We start from the raw sequence: 21,673 nt of genomic DNA, 5'->3' as shown, positions 1-21,673 counted from the left end.
AGGCCCTAGGGGGCACCGTCCTCAGGGGTGAGGAGGGTGCCGCGGTGGCGGAGACGGGGTCCGGTGAGGAAACCCTCGGCGATGGCATTGGCGGCAGCCACCCGCGGAAGATCGGCTCTCCGCTCGAAGAGCACATAGCGGGCCTGCCAGCGCGGCGCGAACGCCGCGTAGCCCCGCTCGCGGGCGGCGACCTGCCCGAGGCGGGCCAGAAGCCGCAGCGGGGCGCGGCGCAGCCGCGAGGACAGGGCACCGCGGAAGGCGGTGAAGTTGAGGGACACGCGGGTGACCGCGTCCAGCGGAGCCGTACCGGCGGCGGCGCGCAGCAGCACCTCGGTGAGGAGGAAATCCACCGGGGCCCGCCCGGACTCCCGGTCGCGCCGGATGAGGTCGAGGGTGAGCCCGTCGGGCCCCCAGGGCACGAACGTGATCATGGCGCAGGTCCGCCCGTGCGGATCGAGGCACTCCGCCAGGAGACAGTCCCCGTCGGCCGCGTCACCGAGCCGCCCGAGCGCCACGGAGAAGCCCCGCTCGGCGGGGTGCCGCCGCCACTTGTCGGCCAGATGCGCCAGCCGCCGCAGTTCGTCCGGGGCGATCTCCCGGTGCCTGCGCAGCACCACCGAGTAGCCCGCGCCGCCGAGCACCCCGTGCGCCTGCCGCAGCGCGCTCAGCTCGGCGGAGCCCGTATCGGCGAAGACGGCGGCGAAGGAGGCCGCCTCCACCACCGCCTCGTCGCCGGACGGCAGCGCGCGGAAACCGGCCGCCTCGTACACCACGGCCGCCGCGGGCCCCGCGCTGGTGACGGCCGGGACCCAGGCGTGCCGCCGCGCCGTGTCCAGCCAGCGGTCGACGGCCCGCGGCCAGGCGGCCCGGTCGCCGACGAGGTCACCGGAGGCGAGCGCGACCCCGTTCACCACGCGGTAGAGGACGGCCGCGTCCCGCTCCGGGGTCCAGGACACCGCCTTGTCGCGGCGCAGCGCGAAGTAGCCGAGCGAGTCGCCCCGCCCGTACACCCGCAGCAGCGCCCGCAGCCGCCGCTCGTCCGCGGGCAGCAGCCGGTCCCGGCCGCGCGGCGAGCGGAAGAAGGCGAGCAGGATGAGCAGCATCAGAGCGACGCTCAGGACGTTGATCGCCAGGTCCGTCCAGCCGGGCACCCGGATCTCGGGCAGGTCGAAGAGACCGGACACCGTCAGCACCCGCACCAGCGTGTACCGCGTACTGGCCCCCCACTGGCGCGGCGGCAGCTCGTCCGTCGCGTGCACCAGCAGCGTGCCGAGGCCGATCGCCACCGCGCCGCCGACGACGAAGGTCGTCAGCCCCAGAGCCACGTTGCCCCGCTCGCCGCGCACGTTGAACACCGTCCTGGACACCAGCAGCGCGAACAGCACCAGCCCGGTCACCCCCAGCGACACCCAGTTGAACGGATGCCCGCGCGTCACCGGCAGCGCCGCCACACCGGCCAGGCACAGCAGCGTGTATCCGCCGGTCAGCACGGTCGTGACGATCCAGGCGGCCCGCTTGCGGCGGCGCAGGCTCACCGACAGCACCAGCGCGAGCACCGCGCCGGTGAAACCGGGGCTGACCAGGAAGGCGGCGAAGAACTCGCCGTTCGAGGCGGCCCGCACCCGGTTGCGGAACGGCGCGATCACCCCGGTCACCGCGTTGACCACGCACACCACCCGCAGATACCAGACGGTGAAGGCCGCCCCCGGCTGCCGCAACGGCCGCAGCACGTGGGCCAGCAGCGTCTCGATCCTGGACGGCGGCAGCTCCACGATCGTCGGCCGCCGCGCGGGTTTGCGCACGGGCGTCGCCGACGGCAGCGGCGCGCCCGCCACCGCGTCCATCATGGCCGTCTTCATCACGACCATCCGCCGGTGGATCCGGTCCTCGCGCCGCTCGGCCCTGGCCATCCGGCGCGGCCGGGAGGTGTACCGCCAGCGCGCCCACGGACTGGCCGGGCGGGCCAGCCGCAGCGCGCCGACGATCGCCAGCACCGGCACCATCACCCCGAGCAGCCCCGTCCACACCTTGCCCTTGGACAGGCACACCACCACGAAGCCGATCAGCACCCCGGCGCTCAGATACTGCTGGTACGACTCCCCGACGACGAATCCGCCCAGCGGGGCCTGGCCGATCAGCAGCAGCCCGATCACCGACACCGCGAGGATCACCGCGTCGACCGACTGGCGGCCCTGCTCGCTCCAGTAGACGTCCTTCAGGTGCAGCACCAGCGCGAACTCGTCCAGCACCAGGCCGCAGCCGATCCCGAAGACCAGCGCGAGCACGTCGTGCACCGCCGGGCCGCCGCGTACGGCGAACGACCCGATGCCGCCGATCAGCATCATCGCCTGGCCGAACACCACATGGTGGATGTGCAGGCCGCCGGGCTGCACATTGCCCGGCCACCACTTCACCCCGCGCCGGATCATCCGCACGCTGAACCGGATGAAGAGGAAGGAGCCGATCAGTCCGACCAGCAGCAGGAAGAGCGGCTCACGGCCGGTGTCCGCGATCCGCGTCCGGTACGCGTCGGCCAGCCAGTCCACCATGGCTCCAGGGTCGTCGTGGTGCGGGCCGTCGGCCACCCGGACGGCGCGTCCGCATGCCTGGACGTTCATACGAAGAAGGCCCCCCGCTTCCGCGAGGGGCCTTCGACCGTCTGTGCGCCGCCAGGGACTCGAACCCCGGACCCGCTGATTAAGAGTCAGCTGCTCTAACCAACTGAGCTAGCGGCGCCTGCTGACGTCGTAGACCTTAGCATCCGGCCACGGGGAGCGGAAATCGATATGACTCAGGCCGTTCCAGGGGTGCTGACCAGGGCGGGAACGGTCTTCGCGGGCGCCGACCTGGCCGCCCGCACACACGCCCAGAGCACCACGTCCGCGCCCGGCAGCCAGGGGTGCCGGGTGTCGGGCGCCACCAGCCAGCGGGACATCCCTGCCCCCGGATCGCAACCGGCGTCCCGGTCGGCCTCGGCGCCGTCCGGGGGCGCGTACAGCGGGGGTACGGTCACCGCGTCGCCGGTGCCGTGACAGAGCATCGGCGGCACCGCCTCGCCCCACTCCTCCCAGTCCAGCAGGTACGGGAGCCGCTGCGCCGTACCCGGCGCGACGAGCAGCAGCAGCCGCCCGCGGTGCACGGCCACCGGGCCGCTGCCGGGGCCCGACGCCCATAACTGCTCCAGAACTCTGCGGCCGAACAGCGCCGACAGGTTCACCACGTCGAACGCCGTACCGCACGGCAGCACGCTCGGCGCCGTGGGACGGGCCGACCACAGTGCCCGCACGCTGCGCGGGAAGGCGCTGGCCGAGGCCAGCCACTCGGCGCCCTCCGGGGTGACGTACGACGTGTGCCGACGCCGCTGGGCTTCGGTGACGACCTCGGTGACGGCATGCGTCACGGCCGCGATGCTTCCGGTCCCTTGCCATTCGTCCATGGCATCTACAGGTACCGGCCGCTTCCGGCGCGGTCGGCGGAATCGGACGAATTCGGGACAGGAGGGTGGGAGAGGGAGTACCTTGCCGCGACGCATATGCGGGGCACAGTTGCGGCGGCCCCCGGCGGCGTGACGGTCACGGCAGCCGCCCGGGGGGCCGGAAGCGCCCGCGGACACGCCCTAGGGGGCGCCGCCGCCCGCGATCAGGCCCTCGCCGTACTCGACCATCCGCTTCGCGTAGTCCTCGGTCCACCCCGCGCGCTCGGCCAGACCCGCGTACGTCAGCCGGTCGAAGCGGCGCGGATCGGTGAGCTGCGCGGCGGCTATCGCCTGGAAGTCCGTGGCCCGGTCGGCGGCTGTACGGAAAGCCGTCGCCAGCTCCGTCGCCCGCGCCAGCATCCGCCCCGGATCGTCCATCGACTCCAGGTCGAAGAAGTGCTCCGGATCCTCCACCGTCGCGGCAGGCTCGAAGCTCAGCGACGCGGGCCGCCTGGGCCGCGGCGCCGCCTCCCGCGACCCACCGCCCTGCGCGCTCTGAGCCGACTGCGGCTCTGACATACGGCTACCTCCGGAATCGATCACGCACACCATTGTCCCGCGCCCACGCAAGACCCCCTCCATCCGGGTGAGCGACCGCGCTCACGGCCGCCAGCTCACCCGGTGTTCCGCGAGGTGCGCCAGGACCGCGTGGTTGGCCTCCCAGCCGTCGGGGAACTTGACCGTGACACCGAGCTGGACCGGCTCGGAGGACGGGTGCTCGTCGAGGAGTTCGGCCACGCCCGCGCGGCACACCACGATGCACGCGTGCCGGTGCCGGGAGGCCAGCACGCACAGCCGCCCGGTCTCCAGATGGAACGCCGTGGCGTCGGGCCGGCCGGACAGCGGGTGCAGCACCACGGTCACGTCGAACTCGCGGCCCTGGAGACGGTTCGCGGTGTCCACCGTGACCCCGGCGACGCCGACGTCGCCCAGCGCGGCGCGCACCGCCGCCGCCTGGTCCCGGTGCGCGGTGCCGACCGCGATCCGGTCCGCGGTCAGCGGCGCCGGGCCGGGATCGGGCGCGGAGTACGTCAGACCCCCGCGGTCCAGCAGCCGCCGCACCACCACGGCCACCGCGCGTACCGCCTCAGGGTCGGTGCGCGGGGTGTGCCGGGCGGGCAGCTCCAGCAGCCCCCAGCCGCTGGCCGCCGCCTCGTCCAGGACGCGGTCGGGCCCGCCGCCGTCGCCCGGCACCCCGAACACCAGCCGCCGGTCGCCGTGGTCCGTACCGCTCCTGAACGGGGTGTACGGGTAGAAGGCGCGCGACACCAGGGGCGCCGCCGACGCGGGCAGCCGCCAGGACACCGGCAGCCGGTGCTGCGGCAGCCCCGGATTGTGCGCGAGCAGCGTCACCACCGCGCTCGCCGACGGGTCGTAGCTCAGCCCCGCCCACTGCTCCGCGCCGACCACGCTGAACGGGTCCAACTGCCCGGGGTCGCCCACGAACAGCGCCCGCTCGAAGAGCCCCGCCACTTGCAGCAGCGCGTCCGACCGCATCTGGTACGCCTCGTCCACGATGGCGTGCCGCCACGGCTCGGTGTCCTTCACGTACGCCCACTTCGCCGCGGTCGCGATCACCACCTCGCAGGCCCGCAGATCCGCCACCGAACTGGACTTCATCAGCGCCGGGTGCCGGTCGAGCGCCTTGTCCGGCGGCGACTCGGCGCCGTGCAGCCGGCCCACCGGCAGGTCGGGCTCGGCGGTGGCGAGCCGGTCCGCGAGGTCGTCGACCTGCGCGTTGGTCTGCGCGACGATCATCAACGACTCGCCCGCCGCCGCCAGTTCGCGTGCCGCGCGCACCACGAGCGTCGACTTGCCCGCGCCGGGCGGCGAGTCGACCACGACCCCGCGGGCGGTGCCGTGCAGCGTGCTCTCCAAGATGGCGGCCGTCGCCTCGGCGGCGGCCCTGCCCGCGTCGAACCCGTCCTTTCGGTCCCACCTCTCCGGTACGTGTCCGTCCGTGTCCGGGCCGTCGGCTCGCACGGGCTGCGTCACAGGTAGTCCTCCGCGGTCACGAGGTCGGGCGGGTCAGCGGTCGGCGGTGTGCCGGGCGGCGTCCCGGCGTCGGGCGGGCCGCCGTGCGTCCACGGTGTCTGCTCCGGCTCCGGCAGGCCGGGGCCGCCGCGCGGATCGTGCTCGAAGAAGGTGAAGTCCACCCGGTCACCGGCCCCCGGCACCGACCCCTCCTTCGGCGTCCGCCCGCTCCCCATCCCCCCGGTGAGCCGCACCACCACCACGAAGCGGCCTTCCGGCCCGGTCGCAGGCGCGCCGTCCGTCCCGGCGTCGACGCTGCCGTCCGCCCCGAGGCCAAGCGCGCCCCCTGGCCTGGCAGCCCTGTCGGTCTGCGCACCGGCCGCGTGGCCGCCTTCCGGCCCGGTCGGGACATGGGGTTGCGACCCGGTCGCGTGGCCGTCTTCCGGTTCGGTCGGGCCGTGGGGCCGCGCCCCGGTCGTCAGGGCGCCCCCGGCGTGCCTCGCGGGGGCGAACTCCGGGGCCACCGAGACCACTTCGGCGCTCTGCGCGGACTTGGCGCCCGGCACGGAGCGGTACGCCTTGGTGCCGGGCTCGGCCTGGGGGAGGTCGTGGGTGCGGATGGTCAGGAGGGGGCGGGGCATGGGCCGCTTGCCCTCGGAGTACGTCATCTCGACGCCGACGACCTCGCCCGCGAACGCCTCGCCCGCCAGCCGCCGGGCCGCCATCGTCAGGGGGTCGTCCAGCGCCTCCTGCGCGGAGACCCGCGCCTGGGCGGTCTCGCGGCCCGCGAGCTTCTGCGCGGCGGCGATGGCGCCGTCCCGCTTGGGCTGCGGCGGCTCACCCGCGCGCAGCCGGTCGCGGTGCCCGGTGAACGACCAGCGGTCGCGCTTCCACCGGTCGGCCACATGCGCGCCCTCGGGCAGCGCCCGCAGCAGGTCGAGGCCGCGCCACACGTCGTCCCAGGTCGGCCGGAGCTGGGAGCCGACCAGCCGCCGTACCTCCGCCTCGGCGGCGGCCAGCTCCGCGGCGGCCCCGGCCGGGTCGGCCTCCGCCGCCGTACGCGCCGCGTCGTAGCGGGCCATCGCGGGGGCCAGCACACGGTTGTCGAAGACCGGGTCGGTCGCGGGACCCGCGGGCGGGCTCAGCAGCAGCCCGTCGGCGGCGCGGTCGGTCTGCGCGCGCTCGGCGGCGACCGCCCCGTCCAGCCCGTCCGGCGGGTCGATCCAGCCGAGCAGGCCGCCCAGGTGCTGGTCCTCCATCGAGCTCTGCCCGGTCGCCCAGTGCCGGGTCAGCAACTCCGTCATGGCCACGAGCAGCGCGCTCCCCGGCGTACGCGCCCGCTCCCCGTAATGCGTCAGCCAGCGGCCGAGCAGCGGCACCGGCACCGGGACGGGGTGCGGCGCGTCCGGGTCCTCGACCGTCCGCAGGAACCGCGTGGACCGGCCGAGCAGGCGTACGTACTCCAGCGCCGCGCTGTTCGGCACCACGATCTGCGGCGCGTCCGCGCAGACCTCCGACTCCTCACGGTTGCGGGTGGCGGGCTCCACCTCGACGTCGTCCGCGTACGCGTCCATCAACGGCAGTACGGCGCCCGCGAGTCCGGCGAAGAAGCCGAAGCGCAGCTCCCGGTCCAGCGGCTGCGGCACCACCAGCAACTCGGGCGCCGCCCGGTCCGTGCCCACCATCGCGCCCAGCGGCGCGCCCGCCTCACCGGCCGTCGTCAACGGCACCAGCACCAGCGGCCGTTCGGCAAGGTGCCGGTGGCGTACGGTCGCCGCGGGCACGGCCCGGCCCGTCGCGACGGCTTCGGCCCGCGCGAGCGTGTTCATCAACGACATGCGGCACCGTCCCGTACGGCGTCGTCCGGTACGCCGTCCCGTACGGCCGCCTGGGCGGGCAGCGCGGGTGCCTCTTCCCGGGCGGACAGCGCCTCGGCCCGCAGGGCCGCCGCCCGGCGCAGCGCCGCCACCGCCGGGTCGGCCGGGTCACCGGCCTCACCGTGCGCGGCCGACAGCACAGCCTCCACCGTCGTCAGAGTGCCCAGTTCGCCGCGCAGACTGCGGCCGAGCGACTCCACGCAGCCGTCCGCCCGCGACCGGTCACGGCAGTGGTACGCCAGCTCGCAGGTCGACAGGCACTCGGGCGCGTACGCGGCGGGCACCGCGTCCACGGCGGCGGTCAGGTCGATCCGCGGCCGGGTCGGCGTACTGCCGTCCGCGCCGTACCCCAGGTCGAAGGTGGTGCCCTCGGGGAGGGCCGCCGCGATCTCCTCGATCCGGGTCAGCCGGGTCAACTGCCGCCGGGTGACCGAGAGCTGCTTGCGGACGTCGACCCACTCGGCGGTCGGCAGATTCGAGAAGTCCTTCGGGCAGACCAGCAGGACGTCGGGCCGGGTCCGGCCGGCCGCCACCTCGTCGAGCGCGAGCACGTACACCGCGGACTGCCGGGCCGCCGCGCCGACCTTCAGCGCGTCCGCGCCGCCGTCCAGGATCGGGAAGGACTTGATCTCCACCACCGTCCAGGACCCGTCGGGCCGCACCGCCACCGCGTCCGGCTCCAGATACGCCAGCGACCCCGCGACCTCAAGTGCCAGCAGCGGATGGTCGAGCAGCGTCCAGGAACCGGCCGGTGCCTCGGCGAGCGCCAGCCGCGTACGGGCCGCCCGGCCCTCGGGCCCTGCCGCCGACAGATCGGGGACTTCGGCGGACTCCGGAATCCCCGCCGCCGTCTCCGCGGCGCCCAGCAGCCGCAGCAACTCGGCGCAGCCGTCCCGTTTGACGCGGGCCTCGAAGGCGTGGCCGCGCGAGAAGGCGAAGCGGGACTGGCCGAACCGGGCGGGCGCGCCCAGCACTTCGGCGACCGCGCCCTTGTCGACCCCGGCGGCGTCCAGCAGCGCGCGGCGGCGGCAGCCGGGGTTGGCGGCCAGCGCGGCCAGCGCCCGTGCGTCGAGCGGCCGTGGCGCGGTGTCGGGGCCGCGCAGCGCGGCCAGCCGTTCCCGCAACGAGTGGTGGTGGTGCGTAGTGCTCACCCGCGAAAGTGTGGCACTCGGCTACGACATCCGGCTCTGTCCGGCGTGTTCGCCCGCCGCACGCGGGTCGTCGGCGTCGTCCGGCCCGTCCGCGCCGGGCGGTACGGACACGGTTCGCGGCTTCGGTACGGAGGCGCCGCCACCGGGTGCCGGAATGCTCGCGGCGACACCGCTGACGCCTGTGGCATGCGTGCTGTTGGACACCTGCGTGCCGTTGGACACGTGCGTGCCGTTGGAGACCTGCGCGGTATTGGCGACGTGCGCGGCGACCACCGCGGACGACGAACCGGACACCGGCTCCGTCTCCTCGGCCGTCGGCCTGCCCGTGGCTTCCTTCACGCGCGCCAGCAGCCGGTCGGCGATCCGCAGCGCGGGCTTCGCCAGCAGATAGCCCAGGCCCATCACGGCGACACCGGCCACCGCGTCCAGCAGATAGTGGTTGGCGGTGCCCATCACGACACACGCCGTCGTCACCGGGTAGAGCACGCCCAGGGTGCGCACCACCCTGTTCCGCCCGTAACGCCACAGGATGATCCCGCACCACAGCGACCAGCCCACGTGGAGGCTGGGCATTGCCGCGTACTGGTTGGTGAGATGTCCCATACCGCGCGGCGCGCTCGCGTCGGTGCCCCACCAGCCGTAGGAGCCGTACTGCGCCATCGTGTCGATGAAGCCGTGCCCGCCGCCGATCAGCCGCGGCGGCGCGGTGGGCGCCACGGTGAAGCCGACCAGACCGATCAGCGTCGAGATCATCAGCCACGTGCGCGCCACCCGGTAGTGCGTCGGGCGGCGGCGCCACAGCCAGATCAGGATGGTCGGCGTCACCACATAGTGCAGCGACGCGTACGCGAAGTCCGCGGGCACGCCCAGGAAGGCGTGCTGCGTGAAGAGCTTGTTGAACCAGCGCTCCGGATCGATGTGCAGGAGCTGCTCGAAGTGCAGGATGTCCGCGCCGTGTTCGACGGCGTCGTCCACATCCCCCCTGACCAGCAGGCGGGCGCCGGAGTAGAGCGCGTAAATCACCGCGATGAGCGGCAGCTCGGTCCACCAGCGCAGCTTGCCCCGGTAGGCGGCGGCGCGCGGCGCGGTGGCGGTGATCGTCATGCGGGCGTCTCTCCAGGTTCTCCGAAGGCCGCGGGCGGGCGGTCATGGTCTTGGCGCGTACCCTCTACCGTACGACGTACGCTAAACGCCACGTACACCGGCCCAGAACTACGGAAGAAACTCCGACATCGTACGGTGTTCAACGTTCCGTAGCAGGGGTATGTGCAGTCGAGGACGCCCGGTCCGCTCTCCGGGTTGCCTTCCTCGGCGTATTCCTCGACGTGTTGGCGACGTTCCGGCCTCGGCGTACCCCGTCGCGCGAGGCATCCAAGCGTGACTGTTGTACGACTGAAGTACGACTGAGTACGAGAAACAAGAGAATCGGATGTCCGTCACCCAGCCGGTCCGCTCCCCACGGCGCCGCGCTCCCCGCAACTCGCTCAACCCCGACCGTATCCTCGACGCCGCGATCACCCTCCTCGACCGCGACGGCGCCGAGGCGTTCACCATGCGCGCGCTCGCCCAGGAACTCGGCGTCGGCACCATGGCGGTCTACTCCCACTTCCGGGGCAAGGACGAGATCAGCGACGCCGTGGCACAGCGTCTGATGGACACGATAGAGCTTCCGCCCACCGGCACGGGCGACCCGCGAGGTGAGCTGCGGGAGGTCTGCCGCGGCGTCTACGGGCTCTTCACCGAGCACCCCTCCGCGCTCCAGCTCCTCACCATCAGGCCGCTGCGCGGCGACGACGCCATAGCCGTCATCGACCGCATGCTCGACCTGCTCAGGCGCGCCGGGCTCGGCCGCGCCGACGCGGCCCACGCGCACGTGGCCCTCATGCAGTACACCGTCGGCTCCGCCCTGTGGAACACCCGGCGGGCCCGTGCCCTGTGCGAGGACGGGGTACGCGACCGGGTCCGCGCCAAGATCGACGCCCTGCCGCCCGACGTCTACCCCGCCCTCGTGAGCCTCGCGCCCGAACTCCTCTGCGCCCAGGACCAGGGGTCCGCGCAGTACGAATTCGGCCTAGAAGGGCTGCTGGAAGGTCTGCTCGGCGGCGGCCAGGGGCTCTGAGGGCGCTCACGGCGGGGCCGTGAGCGATGATGGGGGGCCCGTTTCCTAGGAAAGGCACCGCCGCATGGCTCCGCGCATTCTTCTGGTCAGACACGGCCAGACGGAATGGTCCCTGTCCGGGCGGCACACCGGCCGTACCGACATCCCCCTCACCGAGGAGGGGCGGCGCACCGCCCGGATCCTCGGCGAGCGGCTCGCGCGCGGGCCCTGGAACGGACTTCCCGACGTCGAGGTCCGCACGAGTCCGCTGCTGCGGGCCGCCGAGACCTGTGACCTCACCGGGTTCGGCGGCGCCGCCAAGGAGTGGGACGCGCTGGTCGAATGGGACTACGGCGACTACGAGGGCCTGACGCCCGCCCAGCTCCAGGACCTGCGGCCCGGCTTCACCATCTGGCGCGACGGCGTGCCGGGCGGCGAGGCGCTGGCCGAGGTCGCCGCGCGCGCCGACCAGGTCGTCTCCTGGGCGCGGTCCGCCGAGCGCGATGTCCTCGTCTTCGCCCACGGGCACTTCCTGCGCGTCCTCGGGGCCCGCTGGCTCGACCTCGCCCCGTCCTTCGCCGGCGCCCTCCGCCTCGACCCCGCCTCCCTGTCCATCCTCGGCTGGGCCTACGGCGCCCCGGCGATCGAACGCTGGAACGACACGGGTCACTTGGCGTGAGGCCCTGACCGCGCCCCGCACCGTCCCCTCCGCGTCCCCTCCGCGTGCTCGGCCTCCTCCGCGTCCTCGGCCTCCTCGGCTCAGGAGGCGGGTGTCGGCAGGGGGCGGCCGAGGGGGAAGGACCGCAGGAGGGCGGTGTAGAGGGCGGGCTGGTCGTGGGAGATGGCGTGGCCCGCGTCCTTGACGCGCACGATGCGGGAGTCCGGGAGGGTCTGCCGGTACTCCTCGGTCACGGCGGGCTTGATGCAGTCGCAGCTTCCCCGCATGACCAGGGACGGAACGTGGATCGCGCGCAGCCTCGGGCGCGGGTCGGGGAGCTGCTCGAAGTCCTTTGACGGTCATCTGATTGCTGGAGAAGCCCTGGGGGTTGGCGTGCGCCTCCGAGGCCGCGGCGTCCGCGCAGGAGGTGGTGTCCCTGCCGAGCAGGGCCACCTCGTGCATCCAGTGGCGAGTTCGCCGCCGCCCACCAGGGCGTGCGCGGCGCGCGCGTTGATCTGGAGCAGCAGACTGGCGGCGATCAGCCGCGGCTTGCTGTCCAGCCGGTCACGGGCCGCCCGTTGGGCCGGTGTCAGGTGGTCCCAGGGGTCTCCCGCCGCGGAGCCGGGGAATTCGTGGCCCCACAGCGCCCCGGGCGAGGTGAACACGGCCTTGGCGACGTGCGTGCCGTGCGCCAGCAGGTACTGGGCGGCCGGCGAACCGGCCCACGACTGGCCGACGACGATGATCCGGTCCGCCCCGATCGTGCGGCGGATCGCGTCGAGGTCCGCGACCTGGCGCGCCACCGTGTACCCGGTGACGTCGAAGAGCCGGGTGGAGCGTCCGGCGCCCACCTGGTCGTACGAGTAGCCGGAGAGGCCGGTGGAGCGTCCGGCGCCCACCTGGTCGTACGAGTAGACGTCGAAGCCGTCCGCGGCCAACTCCCGGCCGCCGGTGGGGATGCCCTCCGACGGGGTGCCGGGGCCGCCGTGCAGGAAGACGACCGGCGTCGGCCTCGGAGTGCCGACGGCGGGTGCGTGCACATAGGCGAACCGTGAGCCGGTCGGCAGATTCCAGGATCTGACGTCCGCCGGGACCGGGCCGAGGCGGAGGTCGGCATCGGGCGGAAGACCGTACCGGCGGCGAGCGCGCAGACGCCGAGGAGCAGGACGCCGGTGAGGACGCAGGTCGCCCGGCCGCCCTTGCCGAGCAGGGCGAACGCCCCTCGGTCGAGCGCCGCGGCCGTCCCTGCGTTGACCACCAGGCCGCACAGGGCGAGCAGCGGGACGTTCGCGGTCGCGAGCGCCGCCGCGAAGAAACCGGCGGTCGCGGTGACGGGCGTCAGCGCCACCGTGACGACGAGGAGGACGCCGCCGAGTATGCGGCGCGCGAGCGGGGGAAGCGGGGGAAGCGCGGGAAGCGGGGGAAGTCTCAGTGCCATGTCGCCGAGGCTAGGTACGCGCGGGTCACCCGGTCGTCGTGCGCCCGGACGACCGGCGCGCGGCGAAATCCGCTGGTCGGCGGGGTGCCGACCCCCGCCGCGCGACGGGGGCCCCGCACGGCGTCCACGACCCGTTCCGGCTCGGCGTCCTTGAGTAGGAAGCCGACGGCCCCGGCGCGCAGCGCGGCGAAGCGTACTCGTCGAGGTCGAAGCTGGTGAGCACGATCGTGCGGGTGGCGGGGGCGCCCGCGACGATCCGGGCCGTGCCCGCCCGCCCACCCGTGCGGGTGGTTGTTCGTCTGCGGGTGCCGCTTGTGCGTGGGTCGGTGCCGGTCCGGGGTACCTCCTCGAAATGCGGCTGCCTGGTGCCTGTGTATCCGGTGCCGTTCTTGTCACCGCATTTCTGCGGGGGCACCCCGGCCCGTCCCCTTCCGGTACGTCGGCGTCCGCCTGCCGGTGGGGGTTGCCGGGGGTGGGGGGTTCTTTCGGCGGGCCGCCCTGCGCCGGTGCGCCCTCCCGGTGGGCTCCACCAAGCCCCCCGCACGCAAGGCCCGTACCCCACTCACCTGATCCACCTGGCGGACAGTCGGTCGACGCCGGGGGCCCGGACCACCTCCCTCCCTCTCGCTCCCGTCCGCGCAGGTCCCGCACCTCACCCACCCTGTCGGACGGTTGGGTGGCGCAAGGCTCGACCTTTGCCCGCGCCCCCCTTCGCCCACCCCGGAGGGCGCCCCGGGCGGCGCAGGTCCCGCACCCCCTTCCGCCACCCCGCCGGACGTCGGCGGCGCAGGTCCCGCACCTCACCCACCCACCCCCTTCCGCCACCCCGCCGGGAGGTCGGTCGCGCAGGGTCCGGCTCCCACCACCCCCCTGCGCCACCCCGCCGGAGGGGGTGGCGTGAGGGGCCCGACCCCCACCCACTCACCCCCTTTCGCCCACTCCGACTGGACGTCGGCGGCGCAGGTCCCGCACCCCACCCACCCCCTTCCGCCACCCCGCCGGGCGGTCGGGTGGCGCAAGGCCCGGCTCCCACCCACCCCCCTCCGCCACCCCCACGGACCGTCGGGCGCCGGCGGACCGGAGGGGACGGGCCGGGGTGCCCCCGCAGATTTGCGTGCCGACAGGGCGTGGATGGATGCACAGGAGCAGGCAGCACGCAGCTCGAGGAGGTGCCCCGGGCCGGGACCGACCAGGCACAGGCGGCACCCGCAGACGAAGAAAGCACCCGCACGGGTGGGCGGGTGGGCAGGGAGGAGAAACACCACAGGAGGCGAGCCGAGAGATATTCGTTGACACGAATATGCTTCGTGGGGAATACTCAAGGCATGGACGCACTCCTCACCGCCTTGGCGGACCCGGCGCGGTGGCGCCTCGTGAGCCTGCTCGCAGAGCACCCCCGCTCAGTGGGCGTGCTCGCACAGCTCGCCGAGGCCCGCCAGCCGCAGACGACAAAGCACCTCCAGACGCTGGAACGCGCAGGCGTCGTGGTGTCGCAGCGCTCCGGCCAGCGCCGGATCTACGCGCTGCGCGCGGCCCCGCTGAGGGACCTGGCGGCGGCACTGAACCTGCTGGCGCACACGGCGGATTCGGCGGACACGGCGGACACGGCGGAAGGGCAAGGACCGGCCGGGACACGGGCGACGTACGACCGGTACGGCCTGAGCCTGAGGGCGGAGCGCATGGCGGCGGAGGGAGACGGCTGGGCGGACGGAAGGACGTTCGGGTTCGAGCGGGCGCTGGCCGGCAGCCCCGAAGTGGTCTGGCGGCACCTGACGGAATCGGCGCTGCTGGCGCGGTGGTGGGCGCCGGAGGACCTCCGGGTCTCGGAGCTGGTGTTCGAGGCGCGGCCGGGCGGCCGGGTCGTCCTGGAGTACCGGGACGCCGAGGACGCGGACGGCTCCGACGGCGTGGTCGGCCGCGCGGAGGGCGCGGTCGACGACGTGCGGCCGGGCGAGCGCCTCGCGTACCAGCTCTCGCCGCTGCTGCCGGACGGCGCCACGGCGTTCACCTCGCACGTGACGCTCGACCTGCGTCCGACGCCCACCGGCACCCACCTCGACGTCGGTTACCGCATCAGCGACAGCACGACCGACTCGGCCGACTTCGTCGCGGGCGTCGAGATCGGCTTCGGACAGAGCCTCGACAAGCTCGCGGCGGCACTCGCGGCCACATCGCGGGACAACGACACAAGGAGCACGAAATGACGGAGCAGACCGCAAGCCGCAGGGTCGTCACCAATATGAGCCTGTCCCTCGACGGGCACTACGCGGGTCCGGGCGACGCCCGGGACATGGGGTGGGTGATGCCGTACGCGATCACCGATGTCGCGCGCGACCACCTGGCGAGGCTGTGGGGCTCGGCGACGACGGCCCTGCTCGGGCGGGTCAATGCCGAAGGGTTCCTGGGCTTCTGGCCCACCGTCATCGGAATGGAGGGTGCGGACCCGCGCGACGAGGGCTTCGCGAAGTGGCTGGTGGACAGCGAGAAGGTGGTCCTCTCGTCCACCCTCACGGAGTCCCCGTGGGAGCGAACGATAATCGTGGACAAGCCGACCGCCGAAGTGGTCGCGGACCTCAAGGAGACCGAGGGCGGCGACATCCTGGTGCTGTCCAGCGCGAGTGTGATCAAGGCGCTGCTCGCCGCCGACCAGGTCGACCGGCTGGCGCTCAACGTCTTCCCGGTCTTCCTCGGCGGCGGACCGCGCCTCTTCGAGGACGGGCTGCCGGCCGGGCAGTGGTCGCTGGTCAGCCAGGCGGCGGGCGAGCACGGGACGCTGTCCCTCGTCTACGACCGGGTCCGCTGAGGTGCCGCGTGCTACGCCACCAGCATCGCGCGGATGCGGGAGGAGCGGACCTGTCCGAGGAGGCGCAGCGCGCGCGAGCGTGCCGCCTGGGCCTCCTCGCGTTGGCCGGACGCGGCCAGATTGAGGGCGAGTTCGGCCTCGTACAGGGCGATGTTCCGGGTGAAGTGCGGGTCCTGGAGGCGGACGGCCTCGCGGGCGGCGGCTGCGGCGCGGGAGTGGGCGCCGAGGGCGGACCATGCCTGGGCGGCGAGGCCGGAGAGTTCGGCTTCGCCGAAGAAGGTCATCCAGGCGGGGTCGGCGTCGCGGGGGCCGGAGGCGAAGAGGGAGTGGGCGCGGGAGAGGGCGAGTTCGCAGCCGCGCCGGTCGCCGAGCCCGGCGCGTCCCCCGGCCTCGCGCAGGGCGAGCAGGGAGAGCAGCCGGGGCGAGCCGGAAAAGCGGGCGAGGAGTTGGGCGGCCTGGGCGGCGCGGACGGCCTCGCGGGGGCGTCCGGCGTCGCGGGCGAGGAAGGCGGTGTTGCAGAAGGCGTGGGCCTCCAGCGCGGAGTCCCCGGCCATCCGGGCGGTGGCCAGCGCCTCGGCGTAGTACGAGCGGGCCTCGGTGAGTCGCCCGGAGTCGTGGGCCAACCAGCCGACGGAGATGGCCAGTTCACCGGCGCCGGAGGCGAGCCCGGCGGCGACGGCGGGCCCGTGGCTGCTCTCGTCCAGGAGCCGGTAGGCGGTGCGCAGGGCGTCCCCGGCGTCGTCGTAGAGGCCGTCGGCGCCGTGCCGGTCGTCGTGCAGCCGGATCTGCCGGACGGACTCGTGGACGGCGCGTACCTCGGAGGAACCGGCGCGGCCGGTCGTACGGCCTCGGTCCCGGCCGCCCTGCGCGGGCACCAGCGTGCTGGCGAGGGCGGCGGAGCCACCGGTCATGAATGCGCGACGCAGCACGTCGCTCTCCTCGTACGTCGGATCGGGAAGGCCGGCGGAAGCCGTGGGGCCAGAAGGGCCGGTGGGGGAGGGCGGGACGGAGAGGGCGGGCGGACCGGCGGCGGCGCCGGACCCGGGGGAGCGGCGGGCGCGGCCCCGTACCGCCCGGCGGGGTGCGAAGCCCATGTCCGCCGAGGTCAGGTCGGGGAACAGATGACGGAAGACCCGCTGGTAGGCGTAGTTGGGGCAGCGGATCTCCCCGCTCTCCAGCCGCCCGATGTACCGCGCGTCGCAGCTCACGTGCTCGCCGATCTCGCGGGCGGCGCGCCGTACCGCCGCCGCGAATTCGCCCGGCGACCGGTCGCCGCGCAACTGACGGAAGGCGGTGTTGGGCGTGTACGGGGAAGCGGACGCGGCGGCGGACGACTCGGTGGTGCGGGGGAGAGGGGGCAGGGGGAACGACGTCATGACGGACTCCCGGACGGACGGTGCCGCTCGGCGGCGGGGACGACCGTACCGGGGAATCGGGACCGCGAAATACTCAATTTGCCTACAAAACGGATATCTCACGCGCTATCCGCCATGAAACGCCACCCCTTACGGCGTCATTCACGCGTAGCCGTTGACGCCGGGGCGCGTTGATACGGGTGTGGTGCCGATCCCATCGTGAGCGTGAGGAGAGTTGCCTTGTTGGACACCAGCGGGTCACACACGTCGGGTCCGAGCACGGAGAGCAGCCAACTGCCGCCGCCGTGCGACCTGGTCACCGTGCCGACCAGGCAGGGTCTCGAAGCGGTCGACATCCTGCGGCTGAGCAGCGGAGTCGGTCCCGTACTGCACGACAACTCCGGGCACAGCCTCGGCTTCCTCGTTCCGCCCGGCACCGCGGACTGCTGGGACGTCCCCGGCAGCTCGTGTACCAGCACCGACGGCCGCGGTCTGGTCATCGGTGACGAGCCGCCCGTGGAGGACACCGGCTGGCTCGTGCCGCCGCACACCGACACGGTCGTCACCGACCCGGCCGTACTGCGCGCGGCCCTCGGCATGGCGGCCCGCACCATCGAGCTGGCCGACGGCTTCTGCCCCTCCGCGGACCACCACCGCCCGGCCGAGTCGGCCCTGCGGACCGCGGACGCGACGCCGGGGTACCGCTAGGGCCTGTCCGGCAGATCAGGAACGGCCCCTCCGGCCTCCCCGCCCCTGACCCGCCCGACCGTCGGCCGTCCCCGATAATCGGGGGATGGCAGGCAAGCGGCAGAGCGGCGGCAGGGCGCGTACCCCGGACACGGTCGAGGCACAGGTGGGCGGCGGACTCGCCGCGCTCGTGCCCGACCGGGCGCGCCCCGGCGGCTGGACGCTGCTGATCGACGGCGCCCCGCAGTCGCATGTGGACCTCGCGGACCCCGCGCACCTGGACTTCTCCTACCAGCGCAGGCTCGGCCACCTGATCGACCTGGCCGCGCCGCCCGGCCGCCCGTTGCAGGTCCTGCACCTGGGCGGCGGCGCCCTGACGCTGGCCCGCTACACCGCGCACACCCGCCCGCGCTCCACCCAGCAGGTCGTGGAACTGGACACCGCGCTGGTCGAGTTGGTCCGGGCCGAACTGCCCTGGGACCGCGGCTGGCGGATCAAGGTACGCGGCGGCGACGCGCGCGCGGGCCTGGCCAAACTGCCCGACGGCTGGGCCGACCTGGTCATCGCCGACGTCTTCGGCGGCGCCCGTACCCCCGCCCACCTCACCAGCGCCGAATTCCTCACCGAGGTCCGCCGGGTGCTGCGGCCCGACGGGCACTACGCCGCCAACCTCGCCGACGGCGGGCGGCTGGACTTCCTGCGCGCGCAGATCGCCACCGTACGGGCCGCCTTCGCCGAGGTCTGCCTGGCCGCGGACCCCGCCGTGCTGCGCGGCAAGAGATTCGGCAATCTCATCCTCTACGCCGCCGACCACCCCCTGCCGGTCGCCGAACTGACCCGCAGGGTCGCCACCGACCCGCACCCCGGCCGGGTCGAACACGGCCGCGAGCTGGCGGACTTCGCGGGCGGCGCGCCCGTCGTCACGGACGCCACGGCCGCCGACTCCCCGGCGCCACCGCCCGGCGTCTTCACGTAAACCCGCGGCCTGCCCCGTACCGGCGGGCCGGGCGTCAGTCCTCGAAGGCCTGGACCGTCGGCGCGTGGCCGTTCCAGGTGCAGAAGACGGAGGACGAGCCGCTGCCGGAGGTCTCGGTGAAGGTCACCCGCAGCCAGCCGTCTTGCGTCCAGACCTGCATCTGCCAGCCCGGATTGGGCGTCGCGGAGACCAGCGACGCCGAGTCGGGGCCCAGGTCGAGGGCGACCCGGCCGCCCTCCACGGTGTAGCTGTGCACATGGCCGGTGTCGCCGCTCGCCGTGGCGGTCGCCTTCGGCGTGCCCGGCGGCGTCTTCGGCGGCACCTTGGCCTTGCCGGTGACCGGGGGCGGGGCCGTCGCCCTGGTGTGCGTGGTGGTCGGCGTCGCGGGCGGCGTCGGCTTCGGGCGGTGCGTGGAGGACACGACCGGCGGGTCCCCGTCCGAGATCGGCAGGGCGCGGGGCGGGTCGTACGCCGTACGCAGCACCGAGTGCACGCCGAACCACGACAAGGTCACGGCCGCCGCGGTCGCCAGCGCCCAGGCGCCGACATGGAACAGTCCTCTGTGCACGCGCGCCATACTGCCGCACCCGCCCGCCGCCCGGAACACGTACCGGAACGCCCGGCTCAACACCGGGCTCACCACCGGGTTCGGCACCGGGTCCGACAGCGGGCCCAGCGCCTGGCCGAAGCACCGCCGTCCGCGAGACCGTCCGCCCCGCCGCGCGTCCGATGCGCCCCTTTACGCACCCCGGTACGCACCCCGTACGCACCTCGGATCGTCGGGCGGGCCGGTGCCCGGTCCCCCGGATGGGCTAGGTTGCGGCGCATGGCAAGTGTGCTCGTGGTCGAGGACGACCAGTTCGTGCGGTCCGCCCTCATTCGGCACCTCACCGAGGCGTCCCACACGGTACGCAGCGTGGGGACGGCTCTTGAGGCGTTGCGGGAGGTCGCGCAGGTCGGCTTCGACGTGGTCATCCTCGACCTCGGCCTGCCCGACCTCGACGGGTCCGAGGCGCTGAAGATGCTGCGCGGCCTCAGCGACGTACCGGTGATCATCGCGACCGCGCGGGACGACGAGGCCGAGGTCGTACGGCTGCTCAACGCCGGGGCCGACGACTACCTGATCAAGCCGTTCTCCGTCGAGCACCTGTCGGCGCGGCTCTCCGCCGTCCTGCGGCGCGCCCGCAGCCGGTCCGCCGCGCCCACCGCGGACGCCCTGATCCACGTCGGCGGCCTGCACATCGACGTACGCCGCCGCCAAGCGGTCCTGGACGGCGCCGTCCTCGACCTGACCCGCCGCGAATTCGACCTGCTGGCCTTCCTCGCCGCCCGGCCCGGCGTCGTCGTCGCCCGCCGCGAACTGCTCGCCGAGGTCTGGCAGCAGTCGTACGGCGACGACCAGACCATCGACGTCCACCTGTCGTGGCTGCGTCGCAAGCTCGGCGAGACCGCGGCCAGCCCGCGCTATCTGCACACCCTGCGCGGCGTCGGCGTCAAACTCGAACCGCCCGCCGCCCTGCCGCCCACCGCGATACCGCCCGCCCCCGCGGTGCCGCCGTCATGAGATGGGCGCTGATCAAGGTGAGCCTGGCGGTGACGGCGATGGTCGTCATCGCCTTCGCCGTACCGCTCGGCCTGGTCGTCAAGGAACTGGCCCGCGACCGCGCGCTCACCAACGCCGAACGCCAGGCCGCCGCGATCGGGCCCGCCCTCGCCATCACCACCGACCGGGGTGAGCTGGAACGCGCCATCGCCAGCACCCAGGCGGGCGCCGAGTCCCGGATCGCGCTGCGCATACCGGCCACCGCGCAGTCCGCGGCCGTCGGCATCGGCACCCCGCACGCCACCGACGCCGCGCTGCACACCGCCTCGGCGTACGGCGAGGCCGCGACCGTACGCGTCCCCGGCGGATACGCGCTGCTCCAGCCGACCGCCGTCAGCTCGGGGACGGTCGCGGTCGTCGAGGTGTTCGTGCCCGACGACGACATCAACCGCGGTGTCCCCACCGCCTGGCTGGTGCTGGCCGCCGTCGGAATCGGCCTGATCGTCGGCTCGGTCGCCATCGCCGACCGGCTCGGCACCCGCATGGTCCGCCCCGCGGCCCGGCTCGCGGGCGCCGCGCAGCGCCTCGGTGAAGGCGACCTGGCGGTACGGGTTCCCGAGGCCGGTCCCAGCGAACTGCGGTCCGCCGCCGCCGCGTTCAACGCCATGGCCGACCAGGTGGTCGAACTCCTCGCCAGCGAAAGGGAGTTGGCGGCCGATCTGTCGCACCGGCTGCGTACCCCGCTCACCGTGCTGCGGCTCAACACCGCGTCCCTCGGTGAAGGTCCGGCCGCCGACCAGACCCGCGCGGCCGTCGCCCAGCTCGAACGCGAGGTCGACCAGATCATCCGCGCCGCCCGCGAACAGCGCGGCGCCCACACCGCGACCGGCGCCGCCGGGTGCGACGCCGCCGAGGTCATCCGCGAACGGATGGCCTTCTGGTCCGCGCTCGCCGAGGACGAGGGCCGCGAGGTCCGCTCCGCGGGGGCCGACCGGCCGGTACGGGTCCCCGTCGCCCGCGCCGAACTGGCCGCCGCCCTCGACGCCATGCTCGGCAACGTCTTCCGCCACACCCCGGAGGGCACCGCCTTCGCCGTCGACGTCCACCGCGGCGACGACGCCGTCATCGTCCTCGTCTCCGACGCCGGACCCGGCGTCGCCGACCCGGCCGCCGCCCTGCGCCGCGGCCATGGCGCGGGCGGCCAGGGCTCCACCGGCCTCGGCCTCGACATCGTCCGCCGCGTCGCCGAATCCACCGGCGGCGACCTCGCCGTCGGCCGCAGCGTCCTCGGCGGCGCCGAGATCCGCCTCTGGCTCGCCCTCTCCGCCCACACCTCCACCCCCCACCCCACCCACCGCCGCACCCCCCTCAACCGCCACCGCTGAGCCCGCAGCGCCCGGCAAACCCAGCCCGCCCGGCTGATCCGGCGTGCCAGAAGCCAAATTCAGCCCGCCGACGACTGTGGGGGCACCTCCCAGCGTGAGCTGGGGGCGACGAGCCCCGCCGGCGATGAGGCCCCACCTTTAACGGCTCCCTTGCGCTGCCTTAAGCGCGCCATAAGAACCCCGTCCGCACCCCGGACCAGCCAATTTGTCCGCGCGGGACGCGCTAGCGTGCCAACGCGTCCCCCTCCCCCCA

19 protein-coding genes and 1 tRNA gene are annotated in these 21,673 nt (G+C 74.1%); 8 read left to right on the top strand and 12 right to left on the bottom strand.

The window, feature by feature from the left end:
* Positions 1–5 precede the first annotated feature (5 nt).
* The 8 genes from ACFZBB_RS03185 to ACFZBB_RS03150 all read right to left on the bottom strand — a co-directional run bounded on the left by ACFZBB_RS03185 (position 6) and on the right by ACFZBB_RS03150 (position 9,581).
* A complete protein-coding gene (locus ACFZBB_RS03185) occupies positions 6–2,618 on the bottom strand; it encodes a phosphatidylglycerol lysyltransferase domain-containing protein (protein ID WP_391117202.1) in 2,613 nt (870 codons plus the stop codon).
* A 44-nt stretch (positions 2,619–2,662) separates the two neighbouring features.
* Positions 2,663–2,736: transfer RNA gene (locus ACFZBB_RS03180), tRNA-Lys, on the bottom strand.
* Positions 2,737–2,791: 55 nt separating this feature from the next.
* Complete coding sequence (locus tag ACFZBB_RS03175) at positions 2,792–3,532, bottom strand: bifunctional DNA primase/polymerase (RefSeq protein ID WP_391117200.1); 741 nt, start codon at positions 3,530–3,532, stop codon at positions 2,792–2,794.
* A gap of 84 nt (positions 3,533–3,616) precedes the next feature.
* Positions 3,617–3,994 carry a hypothetical protein gene (locus ACFZBB_RS03170; RefSeq protein ID WP_391117198.1) on the bottom strand — a complete coding sequence of 126 codons (378 nt, stop codon included), beginning with the start codon at positions 3,992–3,994 and terminating at the stop codon, positions 3,617–3,619.
* Positions 3,995–4,075: 81 nt separating this feature from the next.
* Complete coding sequence (locus ACFZBB_RS03165; RefSeq protein WP_391117516.1) at positions 4,076–5,356, bottom strand: AAA family ATPase; 1,281 nt, start codon at positions 5,354–5,356, stop codon at positions 4,076–4,078.
* Positions 5,357–5,466: 110 nt separating this feature from the next.
* Entirely contained in the window at positions 5,467–7,287 is a 1,821-nt protein-coding gene (locus ACFZBB_RS03160) for a hypothetical protein (RefSeq protein ID WP_391117196.1), read from the bottom strand.
* Positions 7,278–8,477: a hypothetical protein gene (locus tag ACFZBB_RS03155; protein WP_391117194.1), complete on the bottom strand. Its 1,200-nt coding sequence runs from the start codon at positions 8,475–8,477 to the stop codon at positions 7,278–7,280. Before ACFZBB_RS03155 ends, ACFZBB_RS03160 begins: the two co-directional genes overlap by 10 nt.
* A gap of 21 nt (positions 8,478–8,498) precedes the next feature.
* On the bottom strand, positions 8,499–9,581 hold the full coding sequence (locus ACFZBB_RS03150; RefSeq protein ID WP_391117191.1) for a phosphatase PAP2 family protein: 1,083 nt from the start codon (positions 9,579–9,581) through the stop codon (positions 8,499–8,501).
* Between the two features lie 325 nt (positions 9,582–9,906).
* On the opposite strand from ACFZBB_RS03150, the gene ACFZBB_RS03145 reads away from it, so the two are divergent.
* Both ACFZBB_RS03145 and ACFZBB_RS03140 read left to right on the top strand, forming a co-directional pair.
* Positions 9,907–10,596 carry a TetR/AcrR family transcriptional regulator C-terminal domain-containing protein gene (locus ACFZBB_RS03145; protein ID WP_391117189.1) on the top strand — a complete coding sequence of 230 codons (690 nt, stop codon included), beginning with the start codon at positions 9,907–9,909 and terminating at the stop codon, positions 10,594–10,596.
* A 64-nt stretch (positions 10,597–10,660) separates the two neighbouring features.
* Entirely contained in the window at positions 10,661–11,254 is a 594-nt protein-coding gene (locus ACFZBB_RS03140) for a histidine phosphatase family protein (protein ID WP_391047011.1), read from the top strand.
* An 80-nt stretch (positions 11,255–11,334) separates the two neighbouring features.
* Here ACFZBB_RS03140 and ACFZBB_RS03135 read toward each other — a convergent pair whose 3' ends face one another.
* Positions 11,335–11,520, bottom strand: a complete 186-nt coding sequence (locus ACFZBB_RS03135; RefSeq protein ID WP_391117187.1) for an alpha/beta fold hydrolase — start codon at positions 11,518–11,520, stop codon at positions 11,335–11,337.
* Positions 11,521–11,592: 72 nt separating this feature from the next.
* The gene (locus tag ACFZBB_RS03130; RefSeq protein ID WP_391117184.1) at positions 11,593–12,273 is read right to left on the bottom strand and encodes an alpha/beta fold hydrolase; all 681 of its coding nucleotides are present in this window, start codon (positions 12,271–12,273) and stop codon (positions 11,593–11,595) included.
* Between the two features lie 1,723 nt (positions 12,274–13,996).
* Between ACFZBB_RS03130 and ACFZBB_RS03125 the strand changes: the two genes are divergently transcribed.
* Positions 13,997–14,875, top strand: coding sequence for a metalloregulator ArsR/SmtB family transcription factor (locus ACFZBB_RS03125; RefSeq protein ID WP_391117182.1), 879 nt, complete (start codon positions 13,997–13,999; stop codon positions 14,873–14,875).
* The gene (locus tag ACFZBB_RS03120) at positions 14,872–15,474 is read left to right on the top strand and encodes a dihydrofolate reductase family protein (RefSeq protein ID WP_391117180.1); all 603 of its coding nucleotides are present in this window, start codon (positions 14,872–14,874) and stop codon (positions 15,472–15,474) included. Before ACFZBB_RS03125 ends, ACFZBB_RS03120 begins: the two co-directional genes overlap by 4 nt.
* An 11-nt stretch (positions 15,475–15,485) precedes the next feature.
* On the opposite strand, the gene ACFZBB_RS03115 is transcribed toward ACFZBB_RS03120, so the two are convergent.
* Positions 15,486–16,850 carry a tetratricopeptide repeat protein gene (locus ACFZBB_RS03115; RefSeq protein WP_391117177.1) on the bottom strand — a complete coding sequence of 455 codons (1,365 nt, stop codon included), beginning with the start codon at positions 16,848–16,850 and terminating at the stop codon, positions 15,486–15,488.
* A 219-nt stretch (positions 16,851–17,069) separates the two neighbouring features.
* On the opposite strand from ACFZBB_RS03115, the gene ACFZBB_RS03110 reads away from it, so the two are divergent.
* Both ACFZBB_RS03110 and ACFZBB_RS03105 read left to right on the top strand, forming a co-directional pair.
* Positions 17,070–17,537: a hypothetical protein gene (locus tag ACFZBB_RS03110; protein ID WP_391117175.1), complete on the top strand. Its 468-nt coding sequence runs from the start codon at positions 17,070–17,072 to the stop codon at positions 17,535–17,537.
* 85 nt (positions 17,538–17,622) lie between these two features.
* Complete coding sequence (locus tag ACFZBB_RS03105) at positions 17,623–18,492, top strand: fused MFS/spermidine synthase (RefSeq protein ID WP_391117173.1); 870 nt, start codon at positions 17,623–17,625, stop codon at positions 18,490–18,492.
* Positions 18,493–18,526: 34 nt separating this feature from the next.
* On the opposite strand, the gene ACFZBB_RS03100 is transcribed toward ACFZBB_RS03105, so the two are convergent.
* A complete protein-coding gene (locus ACFZBB_RS03100) occupies positions 18,527–19,069 on the bottom strand; it encodes a hypothetical protein (RefSeq protein ID WP_391117171.1) in 543 nt (180 codons plus the stop codon).
* Between the two features lie 249 nt (positions 19,070–19,318).
* Here ACFZBB_RS03100 and ACFZBB_RS03095 point away from each other — a divergent pair, with 249 nt between their 5' ends.
* The gene (locus tag ACFZBB_RS03095) at positions 19,319–20,056 is read left to right on the top strand and encodes a response regulator transcription factor (protein ID WP_188280265.1); all 738 of its coding nucleotides are present in this window, start codon (positions 19,319–19,321) and stop codon (positions 20,054–20,056) included.
* On the top strand, positions 20,053–21,420 hold the full coding sequence (locus ACFZBB_RS03090; RefSeq protein ID WP_391117168.1) for a HAMP domain-containing protein: 1,368 nt from the start codon (positions 20,053–20,055) through the stop codon (positions 21,418–21,420). Before ACFZBB_RS03095 ends, ACFZBB_RS03090 begins: the two co-directional genes overlap by 4 nt.
* Positions 21,421–21,673: the final 253 nt, after the last annotated feature.

Source organism: Streptomyces sp. NPDC008139, assembly GCF_042957025.1.
Lineage (GTDB): Bacteria > Actinomycetota > Actinomycetes > Streptomycetales > Streptomycetaceae > Actinacidiphila.
The sequence above is the reverse complement of the archived record's forward strand: the minus strand, read 5'-3'. Positions and strand labels throughout refer to the sequence as shown.